This window comes from Pseudomonas sp. GW821-FHT03C07 (assembly GCF_059420925.1).
On the sequence record NZ_JBWKUQ010000002.1, the window covers coordinates 545,335 to 564,233 of the forward strand.

Annotated in this window: 19 protein-coding genes; 13 read left to right on the top strand and 6 right to left on the bottom strand. The window is 62.6% G+C overall.

Annotation, left to right across the window (positions count from 1 at the left end; genetic code table 11):
• Positions 1-16: 16 nt before the first annotated feature.
• Together AC07VG_RS05730 and AC07VG_RS05735 are read right to left on the bottom strand one after the other, a co-directional pair.
• The gene (locus AC07VG_RS05730; protein WP_495020630.1) at positions 17-853 is read right to left on the bottom strand and encodes a class I SAM-dependent methyltransferase; all 837 of its coding nucleotides are present in this window, start codon (positions 851-853) and stop codon (positions 17-19) included.
• A 60-nt stretch (positions 854-913) separates the two neighbouring features.
• A complete protein-coding gene (locus tag AC07VG_RS05735) occupies positions 914-1,351 on the bottom strand; it encodes a GNAT family N-acetyltransferase (RefSeq protein ID WP_495020631.1) in 438 nt (145 codons plus the stop codon).
• A 318-nt stretch (positions 1,352-1,669) separates the two neighbouring features.
• Here AC07VG_RS05735 and AC07VG_RS05740 point away from each other — a divergent pair, with 318 nt between their 5' ends.
• The 4 genes from AC07VG_RS05740 (at position 1,670) to AC07VG_RS05755 (ending at position 5,139) form a co-directional block, all read left to right on the top strand.
• Positions 1,670-2,611: a fatty acid desaturase gene (locus AC07VG_RS05740; RefSeq protein ID WP_495020632.1), complete on the top strand. Its 942-nt coding sequence runs from the start codon at positions 1,670-1,672 to the stop codon at positions 2,609-2,611.
• A 9-nt stretch (positions 2,612-2,620) separates the two neighbouring features.
• On the top strand, positions 2,621-3,412 hold the full coding sequence (locus tag AC07VG_RS05745; RefSeq protein WP_495002456.1) for a phosphate/phosphite/phosphonate ABC transporter substrate-binding protein: 792 nt from the start codon (positions 2,621-2,623) through the stop codon (positions 3,410-3,412).
• Positions 3,413-3,568: 156 nt separating this feature from the next.
• Entirely contained in the window at positions 3,569-4,123 is a 555-nt protein-coding gene (locus AC07VG_RS05750) for a sigma-70 family RNA polymerase sigma factor (protein ID WP_495002457.1), read from the top strand.
• A gap of 2 nt (positions 4,124-4,125) precedes the next feature.
• A complete protein-coding gene (locus AC07VG_RS05755; RefSeq protein WP_495020633.1) occupies positions 4,126-5,139 on the top strand; it encodes an ABC transporter substrate-binding protein in 1,014 nt (337 codons plus the stop codon).
• A 43-nt stretch (positions 5,140-5,182) separates the two neighbouring features.
• On the opposite strand, the gene gstA is transcribed toward AC07VG_RS05755, so the two are convergent.
• Positions 5,183-5,788 (bottom strand): glutathione transferase GstA, encoded by a 606-nt coding sequence (gene gstA / locus AC07VG_RS05760; protein ID WP_495002459.1) that lies wholly within the window; start codon positions 5,786-5,788, stop codon positions 5,183-5,185.
• Positions 5,789-5,917: 129 nt separating this feature from the next.
• On the opposite strand from gstA, the gene AC07VG_RS05765 reads away from it, so the two are divergent.
• The gene (locus AC07VG_RS05765; protein WP_495020634.1) at positions 5,918-6,784 is read left to right on the top strand and encodes a LysR family transcriptional regulator; all 867 of its coding nucleotides are present in this window, start codon (positions 5,918-5,920) and stop codon (positions 6,782-6,784) included.
• A 148-nt stretch (positions 6,785-6,932) separates the two neighbouring features.
• On the opposite strand, the gene AC07VG_RS05770 is transcribed toward AC07VG_RS05765, so the two are convergent.
• A complete protein-coding gene (locus AC07VG_RS05770) occupies positions 6,933-7,667 on the bottom strand; it encodes an NAD-dependent epimerase/dehydratase family protein (protein WP_495020635.1) in 735 nt (244 codons plus the stop codon).
• A 168-nt stretch (positions 7,668-7,835) separates the two neighbouring features.
• On the opposite strand from AC07VG_RS05770, the gene AC07VG_RS05775 reads away from it, so the two are divergent.
• The gene (locus AC07VG_RS05775) at positions 7,836-8,480 is read left to right on the top strand and encodes a DUF998 domain-containing protein (RefSeq protein ID WP_495002462.1); all 645 of its coding nucleotides are present in this window, start codon (positions 7,836-7,838) and stop codon (positions 8,478-8,480) included.
• Positions 8,481-8,528: 48 nt separating this feature from the next.
• On the opposite strand, the gene gntR is transcribed toward AC07VG_RS05775, so the two are convergent.
• Positions 8,529-9,560, bottom strand: a complete 1,032-nt coding sequence (gene gntR, locus AC07VG_RS05780; protein ID WP_495002463.1) for an HTH-type transcriptional regulator GntR — start codon at positions 9,558-9,560, stop codon at positions 8,529-8,531.
• 226 nt (positions 9,561-9,786) lie between these two features.
• Here gntR and AC07VG_RS05785 point away from each other — a divergent pair, with 226 nt between their 5' ends.
• Together AC07VG_RS05785 and AC07VG_RS05790 are read left to right on the top strand one after the other, a co-directional pair.
• Positions 9,787-10,320, top strand: coding sequence for a gluconokinase (locus tag AC07VG_RS05785; RefSeq protein WP_495002464.1), 534 nt, complete (start codon positions 9,787-9,789; stop codon positions 10,318-10,320).
• Positions 10,321-10,404: 84 nt separating this feature from the next.
• The gene (locus tag AC07VG_RS05790) at positions 10,405-11,757 is read left to right on the top strand and encodes a GntP family permease (RefSeq protein WP_495002465.1); all 1,353 of its coding nucleotides are present in this window, start codon (positions 10,405-10,407) and stop codon (positions 11,755-11,757) included.
• A gap of 169 nt (positions 11,758-11,926) precedes the next feature.
• Here the strand turns inward: AC07VG_RS05790 and alaC are convergent, their stop codons facing one another.
• Positions 11,927-13,147 (bottom strand): alanine transaminase, encoded by a 1,221-nt coding sequence (gene alaC / locus AC07VG_RS05795; RefSeq protein ID WP_495002466.1) that lies wholly within the window; start codon positions 13,145-13,147, stop codon positions 11,927-11,929.
• A 214-nt stretch (positions 13,148-13,361) separates the two neighbouring features.
• Here alaC and AC07VG_RS05800 point away from each other — a divergent pair, with 214 nt between their 5' ends.
• From AC07VG_RS05800 to kdpB, 5 genes are all read left to right on the top strand, one after another.
• Positions 13,362-13,859: a GyrI-like domain-containing protein gene (locus AC07VG_RS05800; RefSeq protein ID WP_495002467.1), complete on the top strand. Its 498-nt coding sequence runs from the start codon at positions 13,362-13,364 to the stop codon at positions 13,857-13,859.
• 177 nt (positions 13,860-14,036) lie between these two features.
• Positions 14,037-14,135, top strand: coding sequence for a K(+)-transporting ATPase subunit F (gene kdpF / locus AC07VG_RS05805; protein ID WP_100944121.1), 99 nt, complete (start codon positions 14,037-14,039; stop codon positions 14,133-14,135).
• A gap of 167 nt (positions 14,136-14,302) precedes the next feature.
• Complete coding sequence (kdpA, locus tag AC07VG_RS05810; RefSeq protein WP_495002468.1) at positions 14,303-16,009, top strand: potassium-transporting ATPase subunit KdpA; 1,707 nt, start codon at positions 14,303-14,305, stop codon at positions 16,007-16,009.
• Between the two features lie 10 nt (positions 16,010-16,019).
• Positions 16,020-16,709, top strand: coding sequence for a potassium-transporting ATPase subunit KdpC (gene kdpC, locus AC07VG_RS05815; protein WP_495020636.1), 690 nt, complete (start codon positions 16,020-16,022; stop codon positions 16,707-16,709).
• A gap of 20 nt (positions 16,710-16,729) precedes the next feature.
• Entirely contained in the window at positions 16,730-18,796 is a 2,067-nt protein-coding gene (kdpB, locus tag AC07VG_RS05820) for a potassium-transporting ATPase subunit KdpB (protein ID WP_495002508.1), read from the top strand.
• The last annotated feature ends 103 nt before the right edge of the window (positions 18,797-18,899 follow it).

Here is an 18,899-nt window from a genome sequence, read left to right on the forward strand (position 1 = left end):
GGGCTTCCAATGCCGCTTATTGGACCGCTACCTTGCCGGGTTTGACGAAGCGCAAGGTCAGGCGGTCCGATTCGCCGATGGCGACATACTTGGCTCGGTCCTGATCCCCCAGCTTCAGTGACGGCGGCAAGGTCCAGACACCACCGGGGTAATCCTTGGTGTCCTTGGGGTTGGCGTTGATTTCGCTTTGTCCTTCCAACGCGAACCCGGCATCGGTGGCCAGTTTCACCACGTAAGCGGTAGGCAGATAGCCGCTTTGCTTGATACTGGCCAGGTCGGCGCCATCCTTGGCGCGGTGATCCACCACGCCGAGCACGCCGCCCGGTTTCAGGACCTTGAAGAAGGCGCTGAACATCGCCGGCGCGTCATCGGCCATGACCCAGTTGTGCACATTGCGGAAGGTCAGTACCCGATCGGCCGAGCCCGGCTTGCCGAACACCGGCGCCTGGGGATCGAACTCGACGACACCGGCCTTGGCGTAGTGGCTCGGGTCCCTGGCGAATTTCTGCTTCAGGTTGTCGGCCGAGCGTTTGGCGAACTCACTGGTCGCGGGCGCCTGCACGGCCGCGATGTAATGCCCGTGGTCCTTGAGCAGTGGCGCGAGTACCTCGCTGTACCAGCCGCCGCCGGGGGTGATCTCGATCACCGTCTGGTTGGCCTGCAAACCGAAGAACTGCAAAGTCTGCCGGGGATGACGATAGCCGTCGCGGACACTGTTTTCCGGCGCCCGCCACGGACCGGCCAGGACCTTGGCGTATTGCGCGTCGGTGATGGCGGCACTGGCGGTGGCGGCCTGGCTGGCGAATGGAGCAAGAAGGGCGGTCAAGGCTAAAGCCACGAGGGTGCGTTTCATGATCATCCTGATAAAAAACGGGTGTGGGTTCGAGGCTATCACGGGCAAATGCAGCGCCCATCACACATTTTTCGCAGTCGACCTCACCAACGGTTCTATACCCAGGGCGATCATCGGCTTGCTGCGCGAGTAGCGCGCCAGGCGCTCCGCCAGAGGCTGTGGCAGTGCCGGGTCGCGGTGGAATCCCAGGCGCTCATAGAACCCGCGCAGGTCGGGATGACAGAACAGCCAGACCGGGCCGTTGCAGTCGCCGAGCGCCTGTTGCAACAACTGTGCGGCAATGCCTTGGCCACGTCGTGGCGGGGCGACGAACAATCCGCTAAGCCAATGTCCCTGGGCAACCGGTGTCAGCGACAGACCGCCGATGATCTCCCCTTGCCGGGCCACCCACAGTTGTCCGGCGCTGGCCGAACGCATGGGTGAATTGTGCGCGCGGTAGAATTTGTTCAGCAGTGGCCGCAGCGTTTCCGGCAATCGTGCGTAGTCGGGAGTGGACATGGAATTCATCGCTGGAGGGGGCTGGCACGGGATTATAAGAGAGCCGAAGTGGTCAGATGGGTGTATACCTGAGTCTACATCCTCCTGGAGTACGCATCATGAGCAAGGGCATGGATTCAAAGAAAGCCGCCAAGAAGAAACCCGCCAAGAGCGCCGATGAAAAGCGTGCGGCGAAGAAGGCCAAGAAGGTCGATGTCTTCGGTCATTGAGGTGTGCTAAGGATATAACCAATTGATCTGCAAGATTTGTCGTCGGTAATCCACATCAGGGGATAAAGCCGGGGTTTATCCATCGGCTGAACCTGTGTGAAGCCGAACGATGCCCAACTATCTCGATGTTGCCCAACGCGAAGAAATCCTGCACCTGCAGCAAACCTTTACCGGTCGTACCGAATGGCCAACCTGGCTATTGCTGATCGGTGTCTATCTAAGCTGGTTCGCCGTGCTGTTGGCCAGTCCCTGGCTGGGCCTGTGGCCGAGCAGTGTGTTGTTGATTCCCATTGTCACGCTGTGGATGTCGGTGCAGCACGAACTGCTGCATGGTCATCCGAGCCGTTTTGTCTGGCTGAACAAGTTGATGGGGTATGCGCCGTTCGCCGTCTGGTATCCCTACACCCTGTATCGCGACAGCCACTTGTTGCATCACCGCGATGAGGACCTGACCTTGCCCGGTGTTGACCCGGAAAGCCGCTACTTCAGTCAGCAGGACTGGCCGCACCGCTCGGCCCTGGAGCGCGGCCTGCAGCGTTTGAACAAGACGGTCCCGGGGCGCCTGCTGCTGGGTGCGCCGCTGGCCTTGTTCGGCCTGGTCAAGGAAGAAGGCCAGCGCCTGCGCCGTGGCGAGCGCCAGGCTTGGCTGATGTGGCTGAGCCACGGCACGCTGACCCTGTTGATGCTGGCGTTCATCGTCCATTACAGCGTGATTCCGGCCTGGCATTACCTGCTGCTGATCAGCGTTCCAGCGCTGTCGGTGGGGGCGCTGCGGTCTTTTTATGAACACCGCCCGAGTGCCTTGTCGCACCAGCGCACGGTGCTCAACGAAGCGGGCTGGCCCTGGCGCTGGCTGTTCCTCAATCTGAACCTGCACCTGGTGCACCATGACCTACCGAAACTGCCCTGGTATTTCCTCCCGCGGGTCTATCGCGCGCGGCGCGACGCCTGGTTGGCGCGCAGTGGTGGCTACCTGGTAAAAGGCTATGGCGAGCTGGCGCGGCGGCATGCCGTGAAGGTTGTTGATAGCCCACGGCATCCGTTTGCCTGAGGAGGGTTCATGACCCATCGCTATGCCGAACTGTTGATGTATGTGGCGCCGCAGGAAGTGCGGGAGGCCAACGAGCGCTGGATCGAGCGGATTGTGGAAAAGCTCGGGGTGCGCCGTGGTTCTGCCGAGGGCCTGGATTTGATGGGGCTTTGGTTGTCCCCGCAGTTGTTGTTCACCCAGACCTGCGGTTATCCGCTGATGACCCTGTTGCGCGGTCAGGTCAAGCTGGTCGGGCGTCCGCGTTATGAATTGGAGCATGCCTCGGGCGGTGAGCATTGCAGCCTGTTGCTGAGTCGTGAGCGTGAGGACCGTCGTGTGCTGGAAGACTTCCACGGCAGTCGCGGTGTGATCAACGACGAGGGTTCCAATAGCGGGATGAACCTGTTGCGACATTCACTGGCGCCCCTGCAGTGGGACGCTCGGTTCTTTGCCAGTGTCGGGCAGAGCGGTGCTCACCGGGAAAGCTTGCGTTGGTTGCGCGAGGATCTCGCCGACCTGGCGGCGGTGGACAGCGTGACCTTTGCCTGCCTGGCGCGTTTTGCGCCCCATGAAGTGGCCGGGCTGAGAGTGGTGGCGCGCAGCGCCTTGAGTCCGTGCCTGCCTTACATTACCCGTGCCGGGGCGAGCGTCGAGGAGATCGAGGGCATTCGGGCGGCGATGAACCAAGCGCTGCACGAGCTTCCCGATGTTGCGGCCACGTTGGGTTTGAGCGAGATATTGCCGGCGAGCGAGGCGGATTATCAGGTCCTGCTGGATTACCGCGATCAGGCCCAGGCGCTGGGATTTAGCCAGGTGCGCTGAACGGCTCCTACGGGATCGACGTCAATCAATCAATTAAATAACTAAATGGTATATAAAAATAGTTTTTAAATATTATTAAAGAATAAGCCGGGTTGGTAGGATCCCTGCCACCGGACCACCGGACATACAGCACATCTCTCTTGAATTGGAGCCACTATGTCCGGCGCCGACACACCTCACAGCGATTACCTGGGCGGATTGTTCCGTAGTCATTACCCATGGCTGTGCGCCCGTTTACGCCGCCACCTGGATTCCAGTGCCAGCGCCGAAGACATCGCCGCCGACACCTTCGTCCAGTTGCTGATGGTTCCCGACACGGTGCCGATCCGTCAGCCGCGCGCGCTGCTGACCACCATTGCCCAGCGCCTGATGTACCAGCTCTGGCGGCGCCGCGACCTGGAGCGCGCCTACCTCGATGCCTTGCAACAGCTTCAGCCGCTCGAAGTGCCGTCTGCCGAAGAGCGGGTCCTGATGCTCAAGGCCCTGGAAAATATCGACCGCCTGTTCGACGGCCTGCCCGACAAGGTCAAGGCGACTTTTCTGCTGTCCCAGGTCAACGGCCTGACTTACCCCGAGATCGCCGCCGAACTGGGGATTTCTCAACGGTCAGTCAGCAATTACATGACCTGGGCCAGGCATACCGCTACTCCAAGGGGGAAACCCCAGTGGCGCTCGATGACCCGACATGAAAACTCAACCACCACGAGGTGACCATGAAATCCATCAAGACCCTGTTCGGCGGCTCGCTGCTGGCCCTGAGCCTGCTGGCCCAGCCGGCACCCGCCGCTGAAAAGAACGCCCCGATCCACTTCGGTGACATCACCTGGGAGAGCGGCAGCCTGATCACCGAGGTCCTGCGGCTGATCGTCGAGAAAGGCTACGGTTATTCCACCGACACCTTGCCCGGCAGCACCGTGAGCCTGGAAGCCGCCCTGGCGAAAAACGATATCCAGGTCATCGGCGAAGAGTGGGCCGGACGCAGCCCGGCCTGGGTCAAGGCCGAAAGCGAAGGCAAGGTGTTCGGCCTGGGCGACACGGTCAAGGGCGCCACCGAAGGCTGGTGGGTGCCGGAATATGTGATCAAGGGCGACCCGGCGCGGGGTATCCAGCCACTGGCACCGGACCTCAAGTCGGTGGCCGACCTGCCACGCTACAAGGACGTGTTCCGCGACCCGGAAGACCCGTCCCGCGGGCGCTTCCTCAATAGCCCCAGCGGCTGGACCTCGGAGATCGTCAACAGCCAGAAAATCAAGGCCTATGGCCTGAGCGACAGCTTCGTCAACTTCCGCACCGGCTCCGGTGCGGCACTGGACGCGGAGGTCGCGTCCTCGGTCAAACGCGGCAAGCCGGTCCTTTTCTACTACTGGTCGCCGACCCCACTGTTGGGGCGCTTCAACCTGGTGAAACTGGAAGAGCCGCCGTTCGACGGCGAAGCCTGGAAGACCCTGGCCGATGCCAGCAACCCGCACCCACGCGGTACCCGCTCGCTACCGGCGCATCTGGCGATCGGCGTGTCCGCGCCGTTCAAGGCGCAGTACCCGGAACTGGTCGAGTTCTTTGCCAAGGTCGACCTGCCCATCGATTTGCTGAACCGCACCTTGGCCGAAATGGCTGAAAAACGTCTGCCACCACGCCAGGTCGCCGAAGCCTTTCTGCGTCAACAACCACAGGTCTGGAACGCCTGGGTCCCTTCGGCGGTGGCCCAGCGTGTGAGTGGCGGCCTGTGAGGTGCAAGTGCGGGTGTCTGCTATCGCGCTCGCCAGCGGACTTTCAGGCCGCCAGTTCCACCGCCAGCGCGGCGATAACGGCTGGCCGTTGAGCGATGCGCTCCATGAAGCGTCCCAACGCCGGCCACGGACCCAGGTCCAGGCCAAGGAAGGCCGTCCAGCGCAGCACGGTGAACAGGTAGGCATCGGCCACGCTGAAGTGTGCGCCCAGCAAGTAGTCATGCTGTTCCAGGGTGCTGCTCAGCAGGGCGAAACGCTTATACAGCTTCTCCCGGAAAATCGCTTTCACCGCATCCGCTATCGCACTGTTGAACAGCGGCCCCATTCCGCCATGCACTTCGCCGGAAATAAAATTCAGCATCTCCTGCAGGCGCGAGCGCTCCCAACTGCCATTGACCGGCGCCAGTCCGGCCTCGGGCTTGAGGTCGGCGAGAAACTGCACGATGGCGGTGCCTTCGGTGAGAACCCGGCCATCGTCCAACTGCAGTGCGGCCACATAACCCTTGGGATTGATCTTGAGAAAGTCCTCACCGTGCTCGGTGACTTTGCTTTGGTTGTCGACCCGCACCAGTTCGAAGGGCAGGCCGAGCTCACGCAGGACAATATGCGGTGACAGCGAGCAGGTCTGTGGGACGTAGTACAGTTTCATGACAATGAGACTCCCTGGAGTAAGAACCGTGTTCAGCCTGGGTGGCTTTGGCGAGCGGCAGTGTCATATGGTGCCCGGACCTGGGTAAAATTAATTCTTGAGAAATAAGCCATAAGGTCAGCTACTGTCATGATGAATCTGCTGCATTGGCGCCTGCTGGTGGCGGTACTCGATACCGGTACCCTGACCCACGCTGCCGAACAGGTCGGCATGACCCAATCGGCGGCCAGCCAGGCGCTGGCGGCGATGGAACAGACCCTCGGCGTCCAGTTGTTCACCCGCCATGCCCGCCAGTCATTGCCCACCGCCATCGGCCAGCAGGTCCTGGCACAGGCGCGGGTGATGCTCGCCGCCCTGGAAAACATCCGCCGGCAGGTCGACAGCGATAAAGGACTGGTCGGCGGCAGCATTCGCCTGGCGAGCTTTCCAATGATCCTGGGCACCTTGCTGCCACCGCTGCTGCGCCAGTTCCGCCAACGCCATCCCGGTATCGAAGTGGTGGCGCTGGAGGTTAGCGATCACGAAGTGCAGGCCATGCTCGCCAATGACACCGTGGACGTTGGCGTGGTGCTCAACCCTGATATCGAAAGTGGCGCCCTGGAGCTGGGGCACGACACCTGGGTCGCGGTGGTCCCCATGGGCCATCGACTGGCCGCGAGGGGCGCCGATGGCCGTGTGAGTCTGGCCGAGCTGGTCGCCGAACCCTTTGTCCTGGCGACCGGCGGTTGCGAGGTCAACGCGCGGAGCATTGCTGGCGAAATCGGCCTGTCGCTGCGGGACGTGCGCGTCGAGGTCCGCGAGTGGAGCAGCGCCTACACCCTGGTGCGGGAAAACCTCGGGGTGACGCTGGTCCCCGAGCTGGCCCTGCCCACCGAGCGCAAGGGCCTGCGGGTGCTGCGCCTGGAGGTGCCGATCAAACGGCGCTTCGGTTTGCTGCCGTCGGCCGCGGGAGGGCGCTCGGCGGCGGTGCGGGCCTTGTTCGAAATGTTGCGCTGAGCCGACGGCTTACTTCGTGGTCAGGAAGGCCCCGGCAGCCTGCTGGTCGAGCGGGTTGGCCTGGTTGTCCGCGGTCTTCGCGTTGCTCGCCACGACGGAGGGGGGCCGTGCCGCCTTGGTTGTCGTTCCCGGCAGTGCGTTTCCGGGTTCAGTGAAGCTGCAGCCCGAACGCCTGGGATGCATCGTCGATCGGGTGATAACCCAATACCCGGGTGGTTTCACTCAGGTCCAGACGCTTGAAGCGGTTGTTGGAGATGCCGTAGGCCACCAGGTGCTGCACACCTTTGACCTCGATCGCGCGCTGCAACAACTGCACGGCGTCGCGGGGGCTGAGCCAGGTACTCAGGTCGGCGGTGTGGCGCAGGTCATGGTCGTCGGGAAATTTGAAGGCGCCGATGCGCAAGACAATGCACGACAACCCGCGTTGGGCCGAGTAGAAGGCACACAGTGCTTCGCCGTAGCATTTGCTCACCCCGAACAGATTGGCTGGCATCACCGGCATGCCCGGAGTGATCTGCCGGTCCTGGGGGTAACCCTCGATGGCCTGGGCGCTGCTGGCGAACACCACGCGCTTGCATTGTGCATTCGCGGCGGCCTCCAGCAGATAGGTGGTGGCCATGATGTTGTTGGGCAGCAGTTCCTCAAAGGACGAATCGGCAAAAGGGATGCCCGCCAGGTGCACCACCACGTCGATGCCATCGACCAGGGCCGCGAGCTCTTCCTTGTCGGCCATGTCCAGGCGGACGAAACGGTGATCGCCGATGGCGAAGTCCGGCTGATGGCGGTCGGCGAGGACAAAGTCGTAATGCTGTTTCGTGGCCTGGAAAAACGTCTTGCCGATCCGGCCGCAGGCGCCGGTCAGTAATACCTTGAGAGAGTTCATTCAGACTTCCATGCAGTTTTTTTTACGCTCGAATGAATGCTTTGTGACAGTTCAAGGTAGACCATGGCCGTCAGTCTGTCCGCTCGATAAATCTCTGGCTCGCGGTTCCCGTGGCGTTTTAGGATAGTGGCCTGTTGCTTTCATCCAACCCTCAGAGGTCCGCGCTAGATGCACAAGGCATTGCGTAAATTCGGCTGTGTGGCCGGGTTGTTGACGCCCTTCTGGTTGCTCGTCGGGCTGGCCCTGGCTGGTGCCCTGTATCCGGGCTACAGCCATCTCAATCAGGCCATGAGTGAATTGGGGGCGCTGGGCGCGCCGACCCACGAGTTGTCGCCGTTGATCAACAATGTGCCGTTGGGGCTGTTGTTCTTTGCCTTCGGCGTGACGGTCTTCGCCTGTTTCGAAGGCCGCGGCCTGGCGCAGATCAGTGGCGTGCTGATTGCGCTGCACGGCATTGCCAGTTTGTTCACCGGTTACTTTTCCTGCGACGCCGGCTGTGGGTTGCAGCACCCTTCCTTCAACCAGACCGTGCATAACAGCGCGGGGCTGATGATGTTTCTGACTCTGGTGATCGCCAACGCCTTGTGGGTGTATCTCGCCGGTCATTTGCTGGGCTCGAAAGCCTTCGCCTGGTTTTCCCTGGCCTGCACCCTGGTGGCCTTGGCGGCATTGCCGTTGATGGGGCTGGCGGTGGCCGCGGGGGAGGGCTTCGGTCTCTACCAGCGCCTGAACTACGGCGCTTCGGTGGTCTGGATCGGGGTGTTTGCCGCGCTGCTGCTGATCAGGGAAAAACGTCGCGCCGATCACGCTTGAGGCCCATTCCCCGGTGCGCCGGGGAATACTCCAGGTACCTGCGGCGGCTTAACTGCTCTCGCGCACCATCAGTTCAAAGCCCATGTCCTGCACGGGCTGGGCCACCGGGTTGCCGGCCATCAAACTCAGCATCTGCTCCGCCGCTCGCCGGCCGATGGCCTCCCGGGGCGTGCGGATGCTGCTCAGACGCGGGACCATGAAGGCCGAGCCAGGCAGGTCGTTGAAGCCCACCACCGCGACCTGCTCCGGCACCTTAATGCCACAGCGTATGGCCTCCAGCAGGGCGCCCTGGGCCAGGTCGTCGTTGCCGAAGAAGATCCCGTCGACCTGCGGATGACTCTGCATCAGTTGCAGGAACAGTTCGCCGCCCAGGCCCACCGACGAAGGGCGCGGGGTCAGCAGTTCCAGGTCCGGGTGGTACAGCCCGGCCGCCTGCAGCGCCTGGCGAAAGCCTTCGCCGCGCAGGAGCGTGCGCTGGTCCAGCTGCGCGCCGATATAGGCCAGGTGCCTGCGACCGCGGGAGATCAGGTGTTCGGCCACGGTGGCGCCGGCGTTTTGTTGCGAGAAGCCGACGCAGTTCACCCCGGCGCCGGGGTCCAGGTCCATCATGTAGACACACGGCACGTTGCTCGCCTCGATCATCCGCCGCGCGCTTTCCGAGCGGTCGAAACCGGTCAGCAACAAGCCCCGTGGCTGGTAGGCCATGTAGTTGCGCAGCAGGTTTTCTTCTTCGTCGCGGGAATAGTGATAGTTGCCGATCAGCACCTCGAAGCCCCGGGGGCGCAGCACCGAGTGAATGGCTTCGAGGGTGTCGATAAACAGCAGGTTGGACAACGACGGCACCAGCACCACCACTGAATGGCTCTGGGCCGAAGCCAGCGCGCGGGCGGCCGGGTTGACCACGTAGTTCAGTTCTTCTGCCGCTTGTCGGACCTTTTCCACCAGCTCCGTGGCCACGCTGCTGATGCCGCGCAGGGCCCGCGAGGCGGTGATCGGACTGACGCCGGCCAGGCGCGCGACTTCGCTGAGGGTAGGGCGTCCCGTGGTACGGGTATTCTTGTCGGTTTTGGTGGAGGTCATCGGACGGCTTGCCAAACAAAATTCAAGGCACTAAGGTAGCGCTGTCTCGACGAGCCTGCAATTGTCCGAGCGTGGTTGGCCTGATCGCGTCGGATGCTGTCGTGGATGTTTAGCGCACCACCCCATAAAAATGACAAGAAAGCGTCGGCAGTCTGTGTTTTGTGCTTTGCTTTCCTGTAATGGAAGCTCTGGCAAAGACAGCGCTGTCTTCGTGCTGAGGTGTTACATGAGTCAACCCATCACTGCCCTGGTCATCATGGGCGTCTCCGGTTGCGGCAAGTCCAGTGTGGGCGAGGCCCTGTGCCGGCTCAACGGCGCGACCCAGATCGAAGGCGACAGCTTTCACCCCGCCGCCAATATCGCCAAGATGAGTGCCGGCATTCCCCTGACCGATGACGACCGTGCCGGCTGGCTCGACAGCCTGTGCGACGAGTTGCGTCGGGTCCTGGCCACGGGCGGGCATCCGGTGCTGACCTGTTCGGCGCTCAAGCACAGTTACCGCGAACGCCTGCGCGGCGCGGCACCGGGCCTGGGCTTCGTGTTTCTCGAATTGAGCCGCGAAGTCGCCGCCGAGCGGGTGGCCCATCGTCCCGGACACTTCATGCCCTCGACCCTGATCGACAGCCAGTTCGCCACCCTTGAACCGCCGCTCGGCGAGCCCCTGACCCTGATCCTGGACGCCTCGAGCCAGAGCGTCGAGCGCCTGGCACAGGCGGCCCATCACTGGTGGCAGGGACACGGGCTGGAACGTTCCGCCTGATTTTTGCTTCGAAAAGATAGCGCTGTCCCAGGCGACTATCGTCAAACCACGCCGCGTATAAAAACAACAAGCAGGAGACACCTTATGTTCGGACTGTCCCACGAGACCTATCTGTTGCTGGATGCAGTGGTCACGATTATCGGGTTGATCGTGTTGATCACCCGCTTCAAGATTCACCCCTTTGTCGGGCTGATCATCGCTTCGGCGTTTCTCGGTCTGACCTCGGGCATGCCCGCGGGCAAGATCATCGGCGCCTTCCAGGATGGCTTTGGCGGCGTGCTGGGTTTTGTCGGGATCATCCTCGCGCTGGGGACCATGCTCGGCAAGATGATGTCTGATTCCGGCGGCGCCGATCAGATCGCCCAGACCCTGATCCGTGCCTTCGGCAAGGAGCGGGTGCAGTGGGCGATGATGTGCTCGGCGTTTCTGGTGGGCATCCCGCTGTTCTTCGAGATCGGCTTCGTGCTGCTGATTCCGCTGGTGTTCATCGTCGCGCGACGTACCGGCGTGCCGCTGATCAAGATTGGTATTCCGCTGCTGGCCGGGCTCTCGGCGGTGCACGGCCTGGTCCCACCGCATCCGGGGCCGCTGCTGGCCATCGGGGTGTTCAATGCCGATATCGGCAAGACCATTTTCTACGGCCTGATCGTCGCCCTGCCGACCGCCATTATCGCCGGGCCGATCTACGGAACCTTCATTGCCAAGTACATTCCGGGCAACCCATCGCAGGAACTGGTCGACCAGTTGGCCCGCGAACCGCAAGTCAAAGCGCTGCCTAGCTTCGGCGTGACCCTGGTCACGGTGCTGCTGCCGGTGTTCCTGATGCTGCTCAAGACCTTTGCCGACATTGCCCTGCCGACCGGGCATTTCTTTCGCATCTGGATGGACATGATCGGTCATCCGATCAGCGCCTTGCTGCTGGCCCTGCTGTTGGCGCTGTACACCTTCGGCAAGCGCCAGGGCATGGATTCCAAGCGCGTGCTCAAGCTGCTCGATGCCAGCCTGGCGCCGACCGCGGCGATCATCCTGATCATTGGTGCTGGCGGTGGCTTCAAGCAGATGCTGGTGACCAGTGGCGTGGGTGACGTGATCGGGCATATTGCCGTGAATGCGCAGATTTCGCCGATCCTGCTGGCCTGGCTGGTGGCGGCGGTGATCCGCGTGGCCACGGGCTCGGCGACGGTGGCGACGATTACCGGGGCGGGTATCGTGATGCCGGTGGTGGACCTGATTCCCGGGGTTAACCGCGAGCTGCTGGTGCTGGCGACGGGGGCGGGCTCGTTGATCCTGTCCCATGTCAACGATGCCGGGTTCTGGCTGGTCAAGCAGTACTTCAACATGACCGTGGCCGAGACGTTCAAGACCTGGACGGCCATGGAGACCATTCTGTCGGTGGTGGGGCTGGTGTTTATCCTGCTGCTGTCGCTGGTGGTCTAAACGACTCGGGGCCGACACTTGTGACGGTGTCGGCCCCGATCCTGTGGCAAGCCCTAATGCCATCATAGGAGCGAGCTTGCTCGCGATGGCAGTCCAGGCACAGCGGGGTATCAGATGCCCCGTATTATCGTTGACGACCATCGCGAGCAAGCTCGCTCCTACACAGGGGTTACTCAGCAGTGGCTTTCTTCAGCAGGCCATCGGCGCGGAACATCCCGCGAATCCCGCGCACGGCCTGGCGAATACGGTCGAGGTTTTCAATCAGGGCGAACCGCACATGGTCGTCGCCGTACTCGCCAAAGCCAACACCCGGCGAGACGCAGACCTTGGCTTCGGCCAGCAGTTTCTTGGCGAACTCCAGCGAACCCATATGGGCATACTCTTCGGGGATCTTCGCCCAGACATACATCGAGGCCTTGGGGTTCTCGACCATCCAGCCCAGTTCATGCAGGCCCTTGACCAGCACGTTGCGGCGTTGGCGATACTGCTCGGCGATGTCCTTGACACACTGCTGATCGCCTTCCAACGCGGCGATAGCCGCCACCTGCAACGGCGTGAAGGTGCCGTAGTCGTGGTAGCTCTTGATCCGCGCCAGGGCGTTGACCAGTTCCGGATTGCCAACCATGAAACCGATACGCCAGCCAGCCATGTTATAGCTCTTGGACAGGGTGAAAAATTCCACCGCGATGTCCTTGGCCCCCGGCACCTGCATGATCGACGGGGCTTTCCAGCCGTCGTAGACGATATCGGCATAGGCCAGGTCGTGGATCACCAGCACGTCGTACTGCTTGGCCAGGGCAATCACCCGTTCGAAGAAATCCAGTTCCACGCACTGCGCGGTGGGGTTCGACGGGAAACCGAGAATCATCATCTTCGGCTTGGGGATGGAGCCACGGATGGCCCGCTCCAGTTCGGCGAAGAAGTCCACGCCGGGCACCAGCGGCACTGAACGGACCTGGGCGCCGGCGATCACCGCGCCATAGATATGGATCGGGTAGCTGGGGTTGGGCACCAGCACCGTGTCGCCCTGGTCGAGGGTGGCGAGCATCAGGTGGGCCAGGCCCTCTTTCGAACCGATGGTGACGATGGCTTCGCTTTCCGGGTCGATATCGACCTGGTAGCGATCCTTGTACCAGTGGGAAATCGCTCGGCGCAGCCGGGGGATGCCCTTGGACGTGGAGTAGCCGTGGGTGTCTTCGCGCTGGGCGACGGTGACCAGTTTTTCGACGATATGCGGCGGGGTGGCGCCGTCGGGGTTACCCATGCTCAAGTCGATGATGTCTTCGCCACGACGACGGGCGGCCATCTTCAGCTCGGCAGTGATATTGAATACGTAGGGGGGGAGTCGATCAATGCGCGCAAAGCGGCGCGGCGAACCTTGGTCTGCCATGTAAACCTCTGACACGTAAGCGCCCGGAACCGTCCGAGCGACGTCGGCCACTGCGGTGGCCTGCGGGCAGACAATAAGGGCGATGCTGGCCATCTGTCCAGATGTGCCGTGGAAAATATTTTCGAAGGGGGGGCAGAGGCCGGGTTGTCAAAGCGACACGATTATTTGCTTCTATACTGCCTTCGGAGTCGTTTCCCATATGGAGTTTGCACCCATGGACGCAGCACATCATCTTGGCTACACGCAGGCCTTGCCAGCGCCACGCTTCGAGCACGGTCATTTTCAATTGATCGCCGGCCTGGGCGCCCGCTTTACCGCCGAGACGTCGGGCTCTATCCCTGACCTGTGGGACGCCTTTGTGCCGCACATCGGAAAAATCCCCAGCCAAGTCGGTGAGGTGACGTACGGTATCTGCTGCCATCCGGATGGCCAGGGCGGCTTCGAGTACATCGCCGGAGTGCAGATCAGCAAGCTCGACGACCTGCCCGAGCTGTATCGCTGGGTGGAACTGCAGGCCCAGCAGTACGCGGTGTTCGAACATCAAGGCTCCCTCGATACCCTCAAGCAGACCTTCGAGGCCATCTGGAACCATTGGTTGCCGCAATCCGGCTACCTGGCGGCCGATGCGCCGGAGTTCGAGCGCTACAGCGCCGATTTCAATCCGGAAAAAGGCACCGGCACCGTGGAGATCTGGTTGCCGATCAAGGCCTGATCCCGTGCCCTGGACGTTCCCCTACGCCAGCAGGGGAACGCGCTTCTATACGCCATCTTAACGTCCCTCCGGCCAATCAGTGTCCGACCTTAATACCCTCGCCCGTACCCTTTGACCTGGCTTGCGGCGCCTTTGTGTGCGCTTGAGCGAGCCGCCGATTTCGCAAGGGGAGCCACCGTGTTGACACTCAAACTTATCTACCTGATCAGCGGCCTGGGCGCGGCCGGCCTGTTCGTCTACCTGGGCTACGCCTTGATCCGGGCCGAAGATTTCTGATCTCACCGCGCGCCTCGCCGCAGGCGCTTTGTACGGTTCGCAAGAACCGTATCGAACAAGGAACCCAACCATGTACGACCTGATTTTCCTGGGCGCGACCCTGGTGTTTTTCGGCGCGACAGCCTTGTTCATTGTCGCCTTGAACAAGCTTTGAACGGAGCCTCCACATGTTGACCGTACTGCTGGAATTTGCGCTGGTCCTGGGTCTGATGACCGGGCTCGCCGTCTTGATGGGGCGCTGGCTGAGCCGGGTGTTTTGCCACCCCGCCCATGCGCTGCCGGAACGCCTGACCTATCGCCTGCTGGGCGTCGATCCGCGGGAAACCATGGGCTGGGCCCGCTACGGCTCGGCGCTGTTGTTGTCCAACGGCGCGATGATGCTGCTCGGCTACCTGCTGTTGCGCGGGCAGGCATCGATGCCGATCAACCCGCTGGGCCTGGCCGCCCAGACCCCGGACCTGGCGTTCAACACCGCCGCCTCGTTTATTACCAATACCAACTGGCAGGCTTATTCGGGTGAAACCAGTTTGTCCAACTTCAGCCAGATGGCGGTGATCACCTTCCTGATGTTCGCCGGCGCCACCTCCGGGGTGGTGGCCGCCGCTGGTTTTATTCGCGGCTTGAGCCGGGCCAGTGCGACGGATATCGGTAACTACTGGGTGGACTTCACCCGCATCCTCTACCGGGTGATGTTGCCGTTGTGCTTCGTCATGGCGCTGGTCTATGTCTGGCAGGGCATGCCGCAGACCTTCGAGTCCCAGGCCCTGGCGACCACTCTTGAAGGCACCCGGCAACAACTGATCGTCGGTGCGGTGGCGAGCTTCGAGTCGATCAAGCATATCGGCACCAACGGCGGCGGCTTTTTCAGCATGAACGCCGCGCACCCGTTCGAGAACCCGACGCCCCTGACCAACATCCTGCATATCTTCAGCATGTTGCTAATCCCCTCGGCACTGACCTACGCCTTCGGCAGCCGGTTGGCCCGGCGGCGTCAGGGCTGGGTGTTCTTCGGCACCTTCCTGGTGATGTTCATCGGCTTTCTCGCGGTGGTCTATTTTGCCGAGCAGGGTGGCAATCCGCTGCTAACCCAGCTGGGCGTCGACCAACTGCTGTCCGCGACCCAGAGCGGCGGCAACATGGAAGGCAAGGAGCTGCGTTTCGGCATCGCCGACACCAGCCTGTTCATCGCCACCACCACCGGCGCCACCACCGGCTCGGTCAACGCCATGCATGACTCGCTGATGCCCATGGGTGGCTTCGTGCCCATGGCGCAGATGATGCTCAACTGTGTGTTCGGCGGCGACGGCGTGGGCTTTATCAACCTGATCCAGTACGCCCTGCTGACGGTGTTCCTGGTGGGCATGATGATCGGTCGCACCCCCGAGTTCCTCGGCAAGCGCATCGAAGCCCGAGAGATGAAACTGGTGATGCTCTCGGTGCTTGCGCATCCGATCTGCATCCTCGGTTTCACCGCCTTGGCCGCGCTCTGGCCTGCGACCCTGGACAGCCTGAATAACGTCGGGCCGCACGGTTTCAGCGAGGTGCTCTACGCCTACACCTCCGGTACCGCGAACAACGGTTCGGCGTTCGCCGGGCTGAACGCCAACACGCCGTTCTTCAACACCACCATCGGCCTGGCGATGTTGCTCGGGCGTTTCTTCACCCTGTTGCCGATGCTCGCCGTGGCCGGCTCCCTGGCCTTGAAAAAGACCACCCCGGCCGGTGCCGGGACCATTCCCACCGCCACGCCGCTGTTCATGTTCCTGGTGGTGTTCGTGGTGCTGGTGGTCGGTGGCTTGACCTTCCTGCCGGCGCTCGCGCTGGGGCCTGTGGTCGAGCAACTGCAACTGCTCTCCGGCCAGACCTACAAGTGAGGATGATTGCATGACTACGCGTATTTCCACGCCGCCGCTGGCGGTAACTCAAGGGCTGTTCCGTGGCCTGTGGCGCCCGGTGCTGATGTCCTCGGTGTTTTTCATGTTGTTGACCGGGCTGGCCTATCCGGCGCTCACCACCCTGGCGGCCAACCTGCTGTTTCCGTTCCAGGCCCAGGGCAGCCTGCTGGAGCGCGACGGTCAGGTGGTCGGCTCGGCGCTGATCGGCCAGGCGTTCAGCCGCCCGGAGTATTTCCAGGCCCGCCCCAGCGTGACCCAGAGCGTCGATCCGAACGACGCCAGCAAGACCGTTACCACGCCCTACAACGCCGGCCTCAGCGGGGCCAGCAACCTGGGCCCGACCAGCCAGCGTCAGCTCGACGTGGTCAAGGAACGGGCCGAGGCCTATCGAACCTTGAACGGCCTGGACCCGCAAGCGCCGGTACCGGTCGACGCGGTGACGGCTTCGGCTTCCGGGCTGGACCCGCATATTTCAGTGGCCAACGCGCTGATCCAGGCCCGCCGCGTCGCACCGCTGCGACAACTGTCCGAAGACGCCCTGCTGATCTTGGTCCGGGCGTCGACCGAGGCGCGCACCTTCGGCCTGCTCGGTGAGCCGCGGGTCAATGTGCTGCAACTCAACCTGGCGCTGGATGCCCTGGCGACACCCGGCCAGCCCCCTGTCGCCGTCACTGAGTAAGAGAATCGATCATGAGTGACATGAAAGCCCGTTTGCCGTTGTTTGACCGCGAGCTGTTGCTGGCGGCTGCTGTGGATGCCTTCAGGAAATTGATGCCCCAGGCCCAATGGAAAAACCCGGTGATGTTTGTGGTGTACCTGGGCAGTCTGCTCACCACTTTGCTGTGGTTGCAGTCCTGGGGTGGCCAGGGCGAGGCCCCCAGTGGTTTTATCCTGAGTATCTGCTTGTGGCTGTGGTTCACCGTGCTGTTCGCCAACTTCGCCGAGGCCCTCGCCGAAGGTCGTAGCCGGGCCCAGGCGGCGAGCTTGCGTGGGATGAAGCGCCAGACCCTGGCCAAGGTCCTGCAAAAACCGCGTTATGGCGCGCAATGGTTGCCGATGGCGGCCAGTGAGTTGCGCAAGGACGCCGTGGTGCTGATCGAGGCCGGCGATCTGGTGCCCCTCGATGGCCTCGTCATCGAAGGTGTGGCGTCGGTGGATGAAAGCGCGATCACCGGCGAATCGGCCCCGGTGATCCGTGAAGCCGGGGGCGACTTTTCCTCGGTGACCGGCGGTACCCGGGTGCTCTCGGACTGGCTGGTGGTGCGTATCAGCGTCAATCCCGGCGAATCCTTTCTCGACCGAATGATTTCCATGGTCGAGTCGGCCAAGCGTCAGAAGACCCCCAACGAAGTGGCCCTGACCATTCTGCTGGTGGGACTGACGGCCTTGTTCCTGCTGGTGATCGTCACCCTCAGCCCGTATTCGATCTTCGCCGTGCTGATGAGTGGCAGCGGCAGTGTGGTCAGCGCAACGGTGCTGGTGGCCCTGCTGGTGTGCCTGATTCCCACCACCATCGGTGGCCTGCTCTCGGCCATCGGCGTGGCGGGCATGAGCCGGATGATGGCGGCCAATGTGATCGCCACCTCCGGCCGTGCGGTGGAGGCGGCGGGTGATGTCGACGTGCTGCTGTTGGACAAGACCGGCACCATCACCCTCGGCAATCGCCAGGCCAGTGCCTTCCTGCCGGCGCCGGGTATGAAAGAGCGGGAACTGGCCGAGGCGGCGCAACTGGCGTCCCTGGCCGACGAAACGCCGGAGGGGCGTAGCATCGTGCTGTTGGCACGACAGAAGTTCGAATTCGGCGAGGCGGATCTGGAAAGACTGGATGCCAGTTTCGTCGCGTTCAGCGCCCAGACCCGCATGAGCGGCGTCGACCTGACGGATGGGCGGATGATCCGCAAGGGTGCCGCCGATGCGATTCGCCGGCATGTCGAGGCGCTGGGCGGTGGTTTCCCGCAGGCCTTGCAAGCGCGGGTGGATGAAGTTTCGCGGCGTGGCAGCACACCGCTGGTGGTGGCTGATGGCGCGCGGGCCCTGGGGGTGATCGAACTCAAGGACGTGGTCAAGGCCGGCATCAAGGAACGCTTCGGCGAGTTGCGCCGGATGGGCATCAAGACCGTGATGATCACCGGCGACAATCCATTGACCGCCGCGGCCATTGCCGTGGAAGCCGGGGTCGATGACTACCTGGCCGAGGCCCGGCCGGAAGACAAGCTGCAACTGATCCGCGACTACCAGGCTCAGGGCAAGCTGGTGGCCATGACCGGCGATGGCACCAACGACGCCCCGGCGCTGGCTCAGGCTGACGTGGCGGTGGCGATGAACAGCGGGACCCAGGCGGCCAAGGAAGCCGGGAACATGGTCGACCTGGACAGCAATCCGACCAAGCTGATCGAGGTGGTCGAGGTCGGCAAGCAGATGCTGATGACCCGTGGCGCGCTGACCACCTTCAGCGTGGCCAACGATGTGGCGAAGTATTTTGCTATTGTGCCGGCGGCGTTCGTGGCGACTTATCCGCAGCTCGGCGCCTTGAACGTGATGCACCTCGGCAGCCCGAACTCGGCGATCCTCAGCGCGGTGATCTTCAATGCCCTGATCATCGTGTTTCTGATCCCGCTGGCGCTCAAGGGCGTAGCCTACCGGGCCATTGGCGCGGCGGCGCTGCTCAATCGCAACCTGCTGATCTATGGACTGGGCGGGGTGCTGGTGCCGTTTGCCGGGATCAAACTGATCGATATGCTGCTGGTCGGCGTGGGCGTGGTCTAGGCAGCGGATCTTGAACGCGCTGCAGATCCTGTAGGAGCCGGCTTGCCGGCGATGGCGCGCGGATGGGCGTCGCAAGGCTCGCGGGTCCCATCGCCGGCAAGCC